This is a genomic window from Ideonella alba (assembly GCF_018069845.1).
GTDB lineage: Bacteria > Pseudomonadota > Gammaproteobacteria > Burkholderiales > Burkholderiaceae_C > Ideonella > Ideonella alba.
The window spans coordinates 16,408-30,721 of the sequence record NZ_JAGQDD010000018.1 but is presented as its reverse complement, the minus strand read 5'-3'; the positions used below and the strand labels follow the sequence as shown (position 1 = coordinate 30,721).

General features: G+C 72.6%; 13 protein-coding genes. 2 read left to right on the top strand and 11 right to left on the bottom strand.

The features are described 5' to 3' along the window. Positions 1-1,620, bottom strand: a complete 1,620-nt coding sequence (locus KAK03_RS19325; RefSeq protein WP_210856347.1) for a M48 family metalloprotease — start codon at positions 1,618-1,620, stop codon at positions 1-3. Between the two features lie 138 nt (positions 1,621-1,758). On the opposite strand from KAK03_RS19325, the gene moaC reads away from it, so the two are divergent. Further along, on the top strand, positions 1,759-2,253 hold the full coding sequence (gene moaC / locus KAK03_RS19320) for a cyclic pyranopterin monophosphate synthase MoaC (RefSeq protein WP_210856346.1): 495 nt from the start codon (positions 1,759-1,761) through the stop codon (positions 2,251-2,253). 1 nt (position 2,254) lies between these two features. Here moaC and KAK03_RS19315 read toward each other — a convergent pair whose 3' ends face one another. Continuing rightward, complete coding sequence (locus KAK03_RS19315; RefSeq protein WP_210856345.1) at positions 2,255-3,985, bottom strand: PglL family O-oligosaccharyltransferase; 1,731 nt, start codon at positions 3,983-3,985, stop codon at positions 2,255-2,257. Positions 3,986-4,024: 39 nt separating this feature from the next. Next, positions 4,025-4,492 carry a pilin gene (locus tag KAK03_RS25115; protein WP_210856344.1) on the bottom strand — a complete coding sequence of 156 codons (468 nt, stop codon included), beginning with the start codon at positions 4,490-4,492 and terminating at the stop codon, positions 4,025-4,027. A 193-nt stretch (positions 4,493-4,685) separates the two neighbouring features. Between KAK03_RS25115 and KAK03_RS19305 the strand changes: the two genes are divergently transcribed. Beyond that, on the top strand, positions 4,686-6,101 hold the full coding sequence (locus KAK03_RS19305; RefSeq protein ID WP_210856343.1) for an O-antigen ligase family protein: 1,416 nt from the start codon (positions 4,686-4,688) through the stop codon (positions 6,099-6,101). 76 nt (positions 6,102-6,177) lie between these two features. Here KAK03_RS19305 and KAK03_RS25105 read toward each other — a convergent pair whose 3' ends face one another. The 8 genes from KAK03_RS25105 to KAK03_RS19265 all read right to left on the bottom strand — a co-directional run bounded on the left by KAK03_RS25105 (position 6,178) and on the right by KAK03_RS19265 (position 14,256). Next, the gene (locus KAK03_RS25105; protein ID WP_310738668.1) at positions 6,178-6,624 is read right to left on the bottom strand and encodes a pilin; all 447 of its coding nucleotides are present in this window, start codon (positions 6,622-6,624) and stop codon (positions 6,178-6,180) included. Between the two features lie 178 nt (positions 6,625-6,802). Next, entirely contained in the window at positions 6,803-7,648 is an 846-nt protein-coding gene (locus KAK03_RS19295) for an MBL fold metallo-hydrolase (RefSeq protein ID WP_210856342.1), read from the bottom strand. Then, positions 7,645-9,858, bottom strand: coding sequence for a CHASE2 domain-containing protein (locus KAK03_RS19290; RefSeq protein WP_210856341.1), 2,214 nt, complete (start codon positions 9,856-9,858; stop codon positions 7,645-7,647). The genes KAK03_RS19295 and KAK03_RS19290 overlap by 4 nt, the downstream gene beginning before the upstream one ends. Before the next feature lie 34 nt (positions 9,859-9,892). Beyond that, positions 9,893-10,528, bottom strand: a complete 636-nt coding sequence (locus KAK03_RS19285; RefSeq protein WP_210856340.1) for an FHA domain-containing protein — start codon at positions 10,526-10,528, stop codon at positions 9,893-9,895. Between the two features lie 37 nt (positions 10,529-10,565). Continuing rightward, positions 10,566-11,396, bottom strand: coding sequence for a Stp1/IreP family PP2C-type Ser/Thr phosphatase (locus KAK03_RS19280; protein WP_210856339.1), 831 nt, complete (start codon positions 11,394-11,396; stop codon positions 10,566-10,568). Next, positions 11,389-12,369: a serine/threonine-protein kinase gene (locus KAK03_RS19275; RefSeq protein ID WP_210856338.1), complete on the bottom strand. Its 981-nt coding sequence runs from the start codon at positions 12,367-12,369 to the stop codon at positions 11,389-11,391. Before KAK03_RS19275 ends, KAK03_RS19280 begins: the two co-directional genes overlap by 8 nt. A gap of 124 nt (positions 12,370-12,493) precedes the next feature. Then, positions 12,494-13,240, bottom strand: a complete 747-nt coding sequence (locus KAK03_RS19270) for a TerC family protein (RefSeq protein WP_210856337.1) — start codon at positions 13,238-13,240, stop codon at positions 12,494-12,496. Positions 13,241-13,554: 314 nt separating this feature from the next. Beyond that, positions 13,555-14,256, bottom strand: a complete 702-nt coding sequence (locus KAK03_RS19265; protein ID WP_210856336.1) for a TerC family protein — start codon at positions 14,254-14,256, stop codon at positions 13,555-13,557. Between the last annotated feature and the right edge of the window lie 58 nt (positions 14,257-14,314).

Here is a 14,314-nt window from a genome sequence, read left to right as displayed (position 1 = left end):
TCAACCCGGATCGGGCACGCGCTCGCCGTGCTGCTCGATCCACAGCCGGCGGCGCTCGGCCTCGGCTTCGCGCAGGCGCGACTCGATGATCGCGGCGTCCTGGTAGCCCTGCGCGCCAGTGCCGCGTGCGGCCTGCTGGGCGGCGCGGAAGCGGTCGACCGCGCCGGTGACGTCGCCTCGCGCCCAGCGTGCCTCGGCCAGCGCGCCCAGCGCGCGCACCTGCTGGCCCAGCGGCTGCGCCGAGGCCGCCAGCGCGTCCCAGGCGGGCGCGTCGCGGCGATGTTCCACCACCCAGGCCTGCAGCGCTTCGGTGGAGGCGCGCAGGCCGGTGTCGGCGCCGGGCTCGCCCAGGCGGGCCAGGGTCTGCGCGGTCTGGGCGCGCAGCAGCAACGCGGCGCGGCTGGCATCGGTGCCCAGCGCGTCGCTGGCCTGGTGCAGCCGGGCGGCCAGATCGGCCGAGGGCGCATCGCCGCTGGCGCGCGCCAGCAGAATCTCCAGGCGCAGCAGCCGCCACAGGCGGCGCAGCACCGGCGCATCGGGCTGGCTGTCAGCCACCAGTGACAGGCCGGCCGCGGCCTGCTGATCGGCCAGCGTGAAGTCGCGCAGGCGCGAGGACGCCAGCGCGGCGCCGTAGAGCTGCGCCTGGCGCGCCAGATCGGCTGCGGGCGATCCCAGGGCGCCGGCGGCCTGCACCCGGCGCAGCGAGGCCTCGCCGGGGTCGGACAGCGCCCGCGCACGCGCCTGCATCAGCGCGTGGCGGGCCTGGCCGGCAGCGGGGCCGCGGGTCAGGCCCTCGGCGCGCAGCCGCGCCTCGGTGATGCGCTCGCTGGTCAGCGGATGGCTGCGCAGGTAGGGGTAGAGGCCGGCGTCATTCAGGCGCGAGGCGGCGTCGAGCTTCTCGAACATCGCGCTCATGCCGCCCAGGCCGAAGCCGGCGGCGCCCATCAGGTCCAGGCCGATGCGGTCGGCCTCGCGCTCCATGTCACGCGAGAAGTTCAGTTGCCCCTGCGCGGCGATCGCCTGCGAGCCGACGATCACCGCCTGCAGGCCATCGGGGCTGCGCGACTTGGCCGCCGCCAGCACCCCCAGCAGCATGCCGGCCATCGTGGCCATGGACTGCCGGCTGTTCTGGCCGATGCTGCGCGCGATGTGGCGCTGGGTGACGTGGGTGAGTTCGTGCGCCAGCACCGAGGCCAGTTCATCCCGGGTGGCGGTGATCGCGATCAGGCCCAGGTAGACGCCCAGGTAGCCGCCCGGCAGCGCGAAGGCGTTGACCGCGCGGTCGCGCACCAGGAAGCCTTCCCAGGCAAAGCGGCGCGCCAGGTCGGCGTCGATCGCGTCGCGCTCGCGGGCGGCGGCCAGCAGCGGGCCGAGCAGGTCGTCCAGGTACTCCTGCAGCAACAGGTCCTCGAGGTAGTCGGGGTCCTTGCGCAGGTCGCGCATGATGTTGTCACCCAAGCGCCGCTCCTGGAGGATGTCGACATCGTCCGAGGCCGAATCGCCCAGGGCGGGCAGGCGCTGCGCCGATTGCGCCAGCACCGTGGGCGCCGGCGCGGCCAGCAGCGCCAGGGCCAGCGCCAGGGCGCTGCGGCGCCACGGAAGAAGCGATGTGAAGGACATGTGAAGCACCGGCGCCGCCGGGCCGTCAGGAAGCAGGTGGCCTCCTCACTGACCCCGGACGCGGGGGAAAGTTCGGTCGCTATCATGGCACCGACGCAGGCCCCGCGGCCTGCGGACCCACCCCACCCGGACCCGGCGATGAGCACCTCCCCCCTGACCCATTTCGACGCCCACGGCCAGGCCCACATGGTCGACGTGGGCGCCAAGACCGAGACCCACCGCATCGCCCGCGCCGCCGGCAGCATCCGCATGCAGCCCGAGACGCTGGCGCTGATCGCCTCGGGCAGCGCCAAGAAAGGCGACGTCATCGGCATCGCCCGCATCGCCGCGATCCAGGCCGCCAAGCGCACCGCCGACCTGGTGCCGCTGTGCCACCCGCTGCCGCTCACCCGGGTGGCGGTGGACTTCCGGCTGGACGAGGCCAGCAGCAGCGTGCACTGCGAGGTGCAGGCTGAAACCGTCGGCAAGACCGGTGTCGAGATGGAAGCCCTGACCGCCGTGCAGGTGGGCCTGCTGACGATCTACGACATGTGCAAGGCCGCCGACAAGGGCATGGTCATGACCGACATCCGCCTGCTGGAGAAGCAGGGCGGCAAGAGCGGCCACTGGGTGGCCGCGAGCACCGACGCCTGAGTCAGCGCGGCGCGCGGCGGCCGAAGTCGGCCGGCGTGTAGACGCGTTCAGGCGCTTCGCACTGGAAGGGCAAGGGGGTCGGCGGCGCATCGCAGACCGCCAGGAACTCGCGCGCGTCGGGGTTGCGGAACTCGCGCAGGCGCTCGACCAGGAAGCGCGCGCGATCGCGCTCACCGATCTCGTCCAACGCGCGTGCCCAGGCGATCATCAGGCGCGTGTCGAGCAGCGCATGGGTGGCGCGGTCGAAAGCGGGCATCTGGGTGGACGGCTGCTCGGCCACGGTGACCGCGGCGTAGTCGGCGTGGTGACCGAACAGCAGGCTGCCCTGCCCGCGGGCGATGCGCTGCTCCAGCGTGCTGCGGCCATCGCCCGGGCCGAACACCGCCACCACCTTGGCATAGTCCTGCAGCACGAAGGCCGTGGTCAGCAGCACCGCCGCCCCCACCGGCAGCCAGGACGGCGAGCGCGCCGGATCGGCCCGATCCGCCCGGGACGCGCCCAGCGCATGGCCCCAGGCCCAGGCGGTGGGCAGCAGGAAGTAGGCATACCACAGTGGGTACTCCAGCATGCTGTGCAGGCCGATCAGCAGCACCATCATCCAGGCGGCGCGGGCGCGCAGGCCGGCGTCGTCGTCCTGCAGTGACCAGGCGCGCCGCGCCGCCAGGCCCAGGCCGACCAGCAGCAGGCCCATCAGCAACGCCGCCGCGGGCAGGCCCAGCTCGACCATGAACTGCAGCGGCAGGTTGTGGGTGTGGTCGAAGAAGGCCACCGGCCGGCCGGGGAAGACGCCCAGCGTCCAGGCGAAGTTGAACTCGCCGAAGCCCACGCCCATCCACGGATGCGCAGCGATCAGCGCCAGGGTGTTGCGCCAGATGCCGAAGCGCGAGGACGAGATGTCGCCGCCCGCATCCAGCCGCGCCGCACCGCCGAAGGTGTGCGCGGTCTGCTGCGCCCACAGGTCCATTCCCCACCAGCACAGCGCGTAGACCAGCGGCGTGGCCAGCAGGCCCAGCCGCAGCGTGCGCGGCATGCGCCGGTCCAGCGCGCCCCACACCGCCAGCAGCAGCATGCCGACCGCGCCGGTGCGCGACGCCGTGAGCACCACCGCCCAGACCAGCACCACGCCCACCAGCCCGGCCAGGCCACGCGGCAGCGGCAGGCCGAACCAGCGCCCGCTGCGCGCCAGCGGCACCAGCGCGATCAGCGCCCACACCAGCAGGCTGCTGAGGTGGTTGGGCTGGCGCAGGTTGCCCACCGCGCGGCCGACAAAGCCGGTGCGGGCGATCAGCGAGCCATCGGCCCAGGCCGGTGCGAAGACCTGCACGAAGCCCACCGCGGCGCTCGCCAGGCCCGCCAGCAGCATGGCGCTGGCGAAGGCGTGGAAGGACTCGTCGTCAGCCACGCCGGCGGCGGCGCCGAGCACCAGCGCAGCGGCCAACAGCAAGGCCAGCGAGGACAGGCCCAGCGTGGCCGGCAGACTGGCGGCCATGGAGACCAGCACCGACAGCACCAGCAGCCCCAGCGCCAGCAGCGGCCAGCGGGCCCGGCGCCAGGCCTCGATCGGCCGGGCGCGCACCGCCAGCAGCACCAGCCCCCAGCCGAAGAAGGCCAGCAACTGGTTCAGCAGGGTGGCCGACGGGCTGACGTTGTAGGCCAGCAGCGGTGGGACCGCCACCGCGAACACCATGGCAAGGTCAGGGCGGGCGGAAACGGGTTCGGGAGCCTGGGACATGGCCCCCATTCTTGCGCAAGGGCGCGCCGTGGCGCGGCCTCAGGTGGCCTTGCAGGCAGTGGGCAGGTAGCGCGCCGGCATGTCGCCAGTGTTGCAGGTCCAGGTGATGCCGCCATCGGCGGTGGCGTACTTGACGTAGTAGCCGGCAGCCCGGCCCTCGGTCACCTTCACCTGCACCGTGCCGCTGGGGTAGGCGCCAGAGACGCTGGGCGTGACCTCGGAATAGCGGCCCTTGAGCGTGGCCTGGATCTGATCGGCTGCAGCGTCGCCCGGCGGCGCGATGAAGCCGCCGGTGGGCCAGCTCTTGTTCTCGTTGCCAAAGGACATCAGCGGCTGCTTCAGGCCGGCGCCCAGCTCCACCGCCTCGGCCACCTGGGCCCGGGCGACGTAGTCCTGGTAGGCCGGCAGCGCCACGGCGGCCAGGATGCCGATGATCGCGACGACGATCATCAACTCGATCAGCGTGAAACCGCGCGCGAGGCGCCTGGAGGAGGTGTGCGTGGGCATGGTGTTCTCCCGATGGTAGGCATCGGCCGAGGTCTGCCCCGACCCATGCGAAAGTCGTGCCCGCGCTGGAGTGGGCAGTTTTTCACGAATCGGCGGTGGTGGCCGACGAACTTCGTCACATCGGCGTGGCGGGCTGACGCGCGCCGGCAGCACCCGGTGGGGCCGACAATCCGCGCCACGGAGGGACTGGCCGATGCCATGGTCGATCACCGGGGCCCGCGGGGCCCTGTTCCTGTATCTGCTGGTGGTGCCCTGGCTGCCCGGCCTGATGAGCCTGCGCACCGGCCACGATCTGGCGCGCGCGCTGCAGATGCTGCTGTGGCTGGCGGCCGGCCTGGCGCTGTGGCGGCGGGCCGGGGCGCCGTCATTGCGCGGCGCGGCCCTGGCGCTGGCGCTGCTGCTGGCGGCACTGGCGCTGGTGGGTCTGGCGCCACAGCCGGGCTGGGCCGCGCTGGAGCTGGCGCAGTGGGTGGGCATGGTGGTGGTGGCGCTGCTGGTGGCCGACCTGGTCCGCGCAGGCGGACGCTGGCGCGAAGCCCTGGGCTGGACGCTGCTGGCGGCCAGCGCGCTGCAGGGCGGGCTGGAGGTGCTGATGGCCGTGCTGGGCCTGCTGGGCGGCATCGCCCCGCGGCCCGACCTGCTGGGCCAGGGCTACGACAACCTGCGCTTCCTGAACCATGTGCAGACCCTGAGCCTGCCGCTGACGCTGGTGGGCCTGGCCTGGGCAGGCGACACGCCACCGGCGCGGCGCCTGGCCACGCTGGCGCTGGCCTGCGGCGGCGCGGTGCTGTGGGCCAGCGGCGGCCGGGCCACCGAGCTGGCGCTGCTGCTGGCGCTGGCACTGGTGGCGGCGGTCGGCCGGCCGGCGCGCGCGCTGCTGGCGCGGCGCCTGCTGCCGGGGCTGCTGCTGTCGGTGGGGGTGTATGCGCTGGTCTGGCGGGCGGCGCCGGCGCTGCTGGGCCTGGCGAGCGACGGCGTAGCGGCCGGGCGGCTGGTGTCCTCGGTCAACGACCAGGCGCGCCTGACGCTGTGGCACGCCGCCTGGCAGCAGTGGCTGGGCCACCCCTGGTGGGGCATCGGCCCGATGCACCTGGCGGCGCAACCCAGCCGCTATGCGATGCACCCGCACCAGCTGCCGCTGCAGCTGCTGGCCGAGTGGGGCGCGGTCGTCGTGCTGGCGCTGCTGACCGTGCTGGGCGTGTGGCTGCGCCAGCGCTGGCGCGCCTGGCAGGCGGCGCTGGCCACCGGGCCGGCGCTGGCCTTCACGGCCAGCCTGTGGGCGGTGCTGGCCAGCCTGGTGGATGCGCAGTTCTCGGGCAATGCGGTGATGCCGGTGTCGCAGGTCTGGCTGGCGCTGGCCTGGGGCGCGCTGATGGGCGCTGGCGAGGCGCCGGCCAGGCCGGCGGCCTCGGCATGGATGGCCGCCTGCACCCGCGGCCTGGTGCTGGCGCTGCTGGCGGGCGCGGCCGTGCTGACCAGTGCGCAGTGGCCCACGCTGGACGAGCGGCTGAAGCAGTCGCTGGCCGATGGTCAGGCGCCGCGCACGCAGCCGCGCTTCTGGTCGCACGGGCGGCTGACGCCGCTGTGGCCTGCACCGGGCGCCCAATGACAAACGCCCCGGCAAGCCGGGGCGTTGGTACCGTGCGGTGGCGGTGGGTGTCAGGCACTCACCGCCGTATCCGTCATCAGGTCGCCTTACAGGCGGTCGGGCGCCACTTGTTCGGCACGGTGGTGCCGGTCACGCATTCCCAGGTCGCGCCGCTGTCAGCCGACTTGAAGACCACCACGTAGGTCTTGGCCTGGCCTTCTTGCATGCTGTACTGGATGGCGATGTTCGGCAGGGTGCCGGTGACCGAGTCGAACTTCGAGTAGCGGCCCTTCAGGGTGGCGCTCAGCTCGGTCGGGCCCGGGGTGCCCGGAGGGGCGATGAAGGCGGTCGGCAGCGCGTTGCGGTCGATCGTGTAGTCGTACAGCGGCTGCTTCAGGCCACCGGCCAGTTCCACGGCTTCAGCGACCTGGGCGCGGGTCGTGTAGTCGTTGTAGGCGGGCAGCGCGACGGCGGCCAGGATACCGATGATCGCCACGACGATCATCAGTTCGATCAGGGTAAAGCCTTGTTGGACTCGCTTCATGGTCAGCTCCTTGGAAAGGGACTTGGGTTGAACAGGTGAACTGCGTGACAAACACAGTGCGATTCCCGTGCCAGCCCGGCGAGGCGGTTTTCAAGTGAACTTTGCACGCCCGGCGACCAAGCTTGTCAGGTCCGGCTGCCGCAAGCTGTCAGCCCGGCGGCAGATGTGACATTTCTTGTCAGCCCAGGTTCAGGCGCTGGCCGGCGCGCAGCGCGGTGACCGCGCGGCCCGGGCCCAGGCGGGCGGCCAGCTCGGCCAGCACCGTGGGCATCTCGCCAGGCTTGACGTGGGTCAGCAGCACCTCGACCTCGCCCGGCACCTGCGCCAGCTCGGCCGCCAGCGTGGACGGGCAGTGGTGCAGGCTGTCGGTGGCGATCGCGCGATCGCCCTCGGAGAAGGCGATCTCGATCACCAGCTGGCGCAGGTTCAGGCCGCGCAGGGCCTCCCAGAGCGCGGGGTTGGGGCCGGTGTCGCCGGTGTAGACGAAGTCGCCGCCAGTGCCCAGCACCGCGTAGCCGACCGCCGGCACGGTGTGGCGGGCCGGCAGCACGCGGATGCGGCGGCGCTGGGCCCCCAGCTCCAGCGTCTGGCCCACCGCCAGCTCATGCAGGCTCAGCACCGGCTGGGCCGGCTGCGGCAGGCGGGTGAAGTCGGGCCAGAGCAGGTCGTTGAACAGATGCTGGCGCAGCACCGCCAGCGTCTGCGGCAGCGCATGCACCTGGATCGGGCCGCGGCCCTGGCGGCGGCGCAGCACGCTGTCGGCCAGCAGCGGCACGCCCAGCACGTGGTCAAGGTGCGAATGGCTCAGCAGCACGTGGTCGACACGCAGCAGCTCATCGAGGCTGAGGTCGCCCACGCCGGTGCCGGCGTCGATCAGGACGTCGTCGTCGAGCAGGAAGGCCGTGGTGCGGCAGTCGCGCGCGATCGACCCGGAGCAGCCCAGCACCCGCACCGTGGCCGGACGCGTCTCGGGCAACGCGGCGGGAACGACGGGAGCGGCGGGCTGGGCCAGGAAATTGCTCATGGTGTGGGGGACAGGCGATCGCGCAGGCGCTGCAGCAAGGCCGGCAGGCCCGGCACGACCGCCACCCGCTGATCCTGGACCAGGGCGTCCAGTTGATCAAGGCATTGTGCCGCCGTCCCGTGATGGTGCTGCGCCGCCGCGTCCAGCGCAAGATGCCAAATGCGCAGCTGCTGCTCGAAGTCGCTGCGCTGCCCCTCCTCGGGGGCCAGCGGCGTGAAGACTGTCACGACCTGCACCCGGCCGCGGATCGGCAGGCTGTCGACCTGCAGCCACAGCCAGCCCGGCAGCAGCGGCGCCGCCAGGTCGCGCGTGGACTGGGACACCAGCACCGGCAGGCCGGTCTCGCGGGTCAGGGCCTCGAGGCGGGCCGCCACGTTGACGGCGTCGCCCACCGCCGTGTAGCTGCGGCGCAGCCGCGACCCGAGGTCGCCCACGCAGACCCAGCCGCTGGCCAGACCGATGCCGAACCGCACCTCGGGCAGGCCCTGGGCGCGCAGCGCGTCGTTCAGCGGGCCCATCGACGCATGCAGCGCCACGGCGGCGCGCACCGAGCGCGCCGCGTGGTCGGGCTGGGGCAGCGGCGCCCCCCAGAAGGCCATCACCGCGTCGCCGATGAACTTGTCCAGCGTGCCGCCCTGGGCCTGGACCACCTCGGTGGCGGTGGAGAAGAAGCGGTTGAGCAGGTCGCGCAGCGCCATCGGCTCGAGCCGCTCGGCCAGGCCGCTGAAGCCCTGCAGGTCGCAGAACAGCACGCTGAGTTCGCGGTGCTCGGCCAGCTCGGGCGTGGCCTCGGGCTGGCGCACCAGCTGGCGCACGCGCTCGGGGGGCAGGTAGCTGCCGAACAGCGCCTCGACACGCTGGCGGCGCCGCCACTCCTGCACCTGGTTGGCGGCCATCACGCCGATGAACTGCAGCACGGCCGGCAGCAGCGGCAGCGTCAACGGCAGCAACAGGCCCAGCCGGGCCTCGGCCCACAGCGTGGCGGCGACGGTGGCGCCGGCCAGCGCGGTCATCGCGGCCATCGCCGCCGGCACCGGCAGCGCCAGGGCCAGCGCGGTGGCCCCCAGCAGCAGCAGCGTGCCGGCCAGCGCGGCATGGGCGCCGGCCCAGTCGGGCCGGTGGCTGAGCTGGCCGTCCAGCAGGCCGGCCAGCAGGTGGGCGTGGATCTCGACGCCGGGCATGGCCGGGTGGATGGGTGTGGGCCGCAGGTCGCCCAGGCCCGGCGCGGAGCTGCCCAGCAGCACCAGCTGACCGGCCAGGCGGCCGGGCGGCAGCTCGCCCGCCAGCAGCCGGGCGGCGCTGAGGTAGCGAAACCGCCCCTGCTGCGGCCCGCCCTGGCCCTGGAAGGGCACGCGCAGCGCGCCGCGCAGGTCGGGCAGCAGCACCCGCTCGCCGCTGGCGCCCTGGTAGCGCAGCCGGGCCAGCTCCAGCGCGCGCGGGCCGTCGCGCCAGTCCACGCTCAGTGCCGGCCCGCCCACCGCCACGCGCCACAGCGCCAGCGCCAGCGACTCGTGCAGGCCATCATCCAGGCGGCTGAGCGCGGCCACCGAGCGCACCACGCCGTCGCCGTCGGGCAGCGCGTTGAAGATGCCCTGGCGGGGCGCCGCCTCGGCCAGCAGCGGCAGGTTGGCGGCGTGGCCGCTCCAGTGCGGCAGGCCGGGGGTGGGACGTCCGCCGGGCACGGTGGCGGCCGGCGGCGGCACCGGGCCCAGGCGCTGGCCGCCGCGGTCGGCGCTGAGGTACCAGCCCAGCACCGCCGGACGACCGCGCAGCGCGTCGGCCAGCGGCCGGTCGCCGCCCAGCGTGGACGCCAGCGCCTGGGCGGCGGGGCGCAGCGGGCTGTGGGCCGGCACCTGGGCCAGCAGCGCGGCGGCGTGGCCGTCGTCGGGCTCGGCGAAGACCATGTCGAAGCCCAGCGCCGCCACCCGCTGGCGGGCGAACAGTTCCTCGGCCAGCGCGGCCAGACGCTGGCGCGGCCAGGGCCAGCGGCCCAGGGCCTGCAAGCTGGCCTCGTCGATGTCGACGATCGCGATGTCGGGGTGTGGTGCGGCCGGCTCGGGCGCCAGCACCCGCAGGCGGATGTCGTCGCTCAGCCATTCCAGCCGGTCCAGCAGCGCCCAGGGGCCGTGCACGGCGCTCAGCAGCAGCGGGATCAACCACAGCAGGGCCGCCAGCCAGGGGCCGCTGCGGCGGGTCAGTCGGCGCAGCATGGGCGCAGCCGACAGACGACCGGACGGCGTGCCGTCAGCCCTGGATGAACTGCATCTGGGTGCCGGCCAGATCGATGATGTCGCCGTTCTTCAGCGGCGCCACGTCCTCGGTCAGCTGGCTGCCGTTGATCGACGGCCGGGCGCTGCCTTCGACATGCGCCAGCACATAGCCGTTGGGGCGCTTGGAGATGGACGCCACCTGCATGCCCGGCTTGCCCACCGTGGTGACGACCTTGGTCAGCAGCACCTCGCGGCCGGCAGCGCCACCGTTGAGCACCTTGATCGAGGCCGGCAGCATCGACACCGACGGCGGCACCGTGGCCGGCCCGCTGGCGGGCTGCTGGCCGGGGCGCAGGACCATGGTCTTCTCGTAGTCGGCCACCTCTTCGGTCAGGTACTTGATGCGGTACTTGCCGATCTCGACGGTGTCGTTGTGCACCAGCAGCTGCTTCTTGATCGCCTTGCCGTTGATGTAGGTGCCGTTGGTGCTGTTGAGGTCTTCGATGTAGACGTCGTCGCCCACCGCCAGCAACACCGCGTGCTCGCCGCTGACCGCCAGGTTGTCGATGACGATGTCGTTGTAGGGACGCCGGCCGAGCGTGGTGCGGTCCTTGGTGATCTGGAACTCCTTGATCACCACGTTGTCGAGGGAGACGACCAGCTTGCTCATGGGAATCCTTGTTTCGTGTCGTGTCACCGGGCGGACGTCAGCGGCGGAACGGCCACCAGCCGCGTCCGGCCCGGGTCAGACCTCCGCGCACCCGGGCCAGCACGACGGCGATGTTATCCCGTCCACCCGCGGCGTTGGCGGCGTCCACCAGGGCCTGGGCCATGGCCTCGAGCGACTCGTGGCTGCGCATCACCTGCGCGATGACGACGTCCGGCAGCATGTCGGACAACCCGTCGGAGCACAGCAGCACGACGTCGCCGCCGCGCAGGTCGTGGGCGTGCACATCCGCCAGCACCTCGGGCTCGACGCCCACCGCCCGGGTGACCAGGTTGCGGTGCATGGAGTAGCTGGCTTCCTCGGGCGTGAGCAGGCCGGCGTCGATCTGTTCCTGCAGCAGCGAGTGGTCGCGTCCGAGTTGTTCGAAGAGCGCGCCCCGCAGGCGGTAGGCACGCGAATCGCCGACGTGGGCGATCCAGACCGAATCGGTGGCGAACAGCGCCGACACCAGCGTGGTGCCCATGCCGGTGTACTCGGCGCGGCTGCCGGCGGCTTCGTGCACTGCCTGGTTGGCCTGCTGCGTGGCCTCGGCCAGGGCGCGGCGGATGCTGTCGTCGTCGTGCGGACCGGGCGACTGGCGCAGCCAGGCCGAGAGCTGCTCCAGCACGCGGCCGGCGGCCAGGTCGCTGGCCACCTCGCCCGCGTTGTAGCCGCCCATGCCGTCGGCCAGCACGGCCAGACCCAGCACGGGGTCGAGCTTGACCGTGTCCTCGTTGTTGTGCCGTGCGCGGCCGGTGTCGGTCAGGCTGGCAAATTCGAGCAGGGGGGGCACGTCGGCGGCGGGCGTGGGGGAGGAAGGGGAATCAGTCATTGTGCCTTGGGAGCCCCGAGGATGGCGCGTCCGGCGTGGTCAGAGTCGTCGGCAGTGTGGCGGCAACGAGGCGAATCTCGCGCGCCCAGTGCGCGGCATCGCTCTGCCGGTCGGCAGCGGCCTTGGCCAGGCCGCGCTGCAGGATGTCGGACAGCAGCGGCGGCAGGTCGGGCCGCAGCCGGGCCAAAGGTTCGGGGGCGCGGTGCACGATGGCCTGCAGCAACTCGCCCAGCGACGTGGCCGTCAGTGGCGGCTGGCCGGTCAGCAGCTGCCAGCTCAGGGCGCTGAGGGCGTAGAGGTCGCAGCGGCCATCGACCGCCCCGCCCAGCACCTGCTCCGGCGCCATGTAGACCGGGGAGCCGATCAGCACACCGGAGCGGCTGCGGTCGGCGTCACTGAGGCGGGCGCAGCCGAAGTCGGCGATCTTCACCACGTTCTGCGCCAGGTTGACCAGGATGTTGCTGGGCTTGAGATCGCGGTGCACCACGCCTTGCGCATGGGCGTAGGCCAGGCCGTCGGCGACCCGCGCCAGCAGCTCCAGCGCCAGGCGCTCGGGCAGCAGCCGCGGGGTGCTGGCGTAGCGGCCCAGGTCGTGGCCGGAGACCCATTCCATCGCGATCCAGCCGAAGGCCTGCTCGCCCTGCCCCTCGATGCCGGCGGCATAGGTGGCGACGATGGCCTCGTGGCTCAGGCGCGCCGCGGCGGCGGCTTCAGCCAGGAAGCGCTCGCGGGTGAGGTCGTGGCCGGCGAAGCGCACGGTCTTCAGCGCGACGGGCAGTCCCGAGGCGACATCGGTGGCCAGGTGCAGTTCGCCAAAACCGCCCTGGGCGATCGTGCGCACCAGCGAGAAGCCGCCGATGCGCAGGCCCGGCATTTCGCCGGGCATGGGCGGGCGGGGTTCGGGCTCGGTGTCCGGCGGCCGCTGCCACAGGCGGAACGCACGCTGCCAGAAGCCGGCGCCGGTCAGGGGCATCTCGCAAACCTACCACTCGGGTCATCAGGTCGTGGGACCTTAACACAGGGGTGCCCCCGCTTTCGGGGGGCAGCCGTCCCCAGTTGGGGGGATGCGGCTGCGCTGGATCACGAGTGCGCCAGGATCAGGACGTGGCGTGCTCGCGGCGCTGCTGCCGGGCCTGCACCATCTGGCCGATCAGGTAGACCAGCAGCGCGCCCGCGATGCCCGCGCCATAGCGCAGCGTGGCGCTCACCTCGGGCGGCAGTTCGGGGCGGGCGGCGGGCACCGTGGGCAGGTGGGCCAGCAGGGCGGGGTCGGTGACCGCCATGGTGCCGGCGATCCAGCCCAGCAGCATGCCGCCGGCGGTGATGATCGCCGGGAAGCGGTCCATCAGCTTGATCACCAGCTGGCTGCCCCAGACGATGATCGGGATGCTGACCAGCAGGCCGAAGATGACCAGCGGCATCTGGTGGTCGCCGCCCGCCGATTGGGCCGCGCCGGCGATCGCGATGACGTTGTCGACGCTCATCACCAGGTCAGCCACGATGACCGTCTTGACGGCGCCCCAGAGGCGGTCACTGCCCTCGATCTGTCCGTGGCCCTCGTCCTGGCCCGGGGCGATCAGCTTGACGCCGATCCACACCAGCAGCGCGGCGCCGGCCAGCTTCAGGAAGGGAATGGCCAGCAGGGTCAGGGCGAAGAAGATCAGCACCACGCGCAGCACGATCGCGCCGGCGGTGCCCCACAGGATGCCCTGGGTGCGCTGCGCCGGCGGCAGCTTGCGGCAGGCCAGGGCGATGACGACGGCGTTGTCGCCGCCGAGCAGGATGTCGATCATGATGATCTGACCGACGGCGATCCAGAGTTGCGGATCGAGCAGGAAGTCCATGGGGAGTCTCCGGGTGGGTGGGTCGGGTGACGCACCGCGCACGGAAGACATCGGCAGGGGCCAGGGCTGGGCTGGCCGACCTTCGAGCCGCACCGTGCGACGGTGCTGGTTCGAAGGTCTTGCTCGGCCCGCCATGGCGGCGGGCCTGTCGCACCGGAGACCGTTTCGGCCTCGTATTGACGATGCGACACGTGGGGCGGCCGGGTCAGGCGCGCCGCACGGGGCTACTCCCCTTCAAGCTATCAATTAGAGCAGATCGGCGCTGGCGGCGCCGTGCAAGACCGCACGCCACGGCGGGCCTTGCAGGGCGCGGGTCAGGCGCTCGCGGTCTCGGCGGTGTCGCGGCCCTTGCGGCCGGCCAGGTAGCGGCCGATCGCCACCACCGCCACCGCACACACCACGGCCACGCCATTGACCAGGGCGTGCGGCAGCTCACCCAGGCGCTCGACCACGGCCGGGTCGGACAGCAGCATCTCGCCGGCCAGGAAGCCCAGCAGCGCCGCGCCCAGCGTGATGATGATCGGGAAGCGCTGCATGACCTTCAGCAGCATGGTGCTGCCGAAGATGATCAGCGGAATGCTGATGGCCAGACCGATGATCAGCAGCGTGTTGTCGCCATGCGCAGCGGCGGCCACGGCCAGCACGTTGTCCAGGCTCATCACCAGGTCGGCAACCAGGATGGTGCGGATCGCGGCGAACATGCCGGTGTTGCCCTCGTGGCCGACCTCGCCGTCGTCGTCGCCCTCGTTGAGCAGGTCGACGCCGATGTACATCAGCAGCAGCGAGCCGATGATCTTCAGGAAGGGCAGGCGCAGCAGCTGGGCGGCAGCGATCGTCAGCACGATCCGCATCACGATGGCAGCGCCGCTGCCCCAGAAGATGGCCTTCTTCTGCTGCTGGGGCGGCAGCGAGCGGGCCGCCAGGGCGATGACCACCGCGTTGTCGCCGGACAGCAGGATGTTGGCCAGGATGATCGAGCCGAGCGCACCCCAGAAGGCGGGCGAGGTCAGGTCCATGGGCGTCTCCGGGTGTGGGGGGTAAGGAATGACACAGGGCGGGAGACCGTGAGGCCTC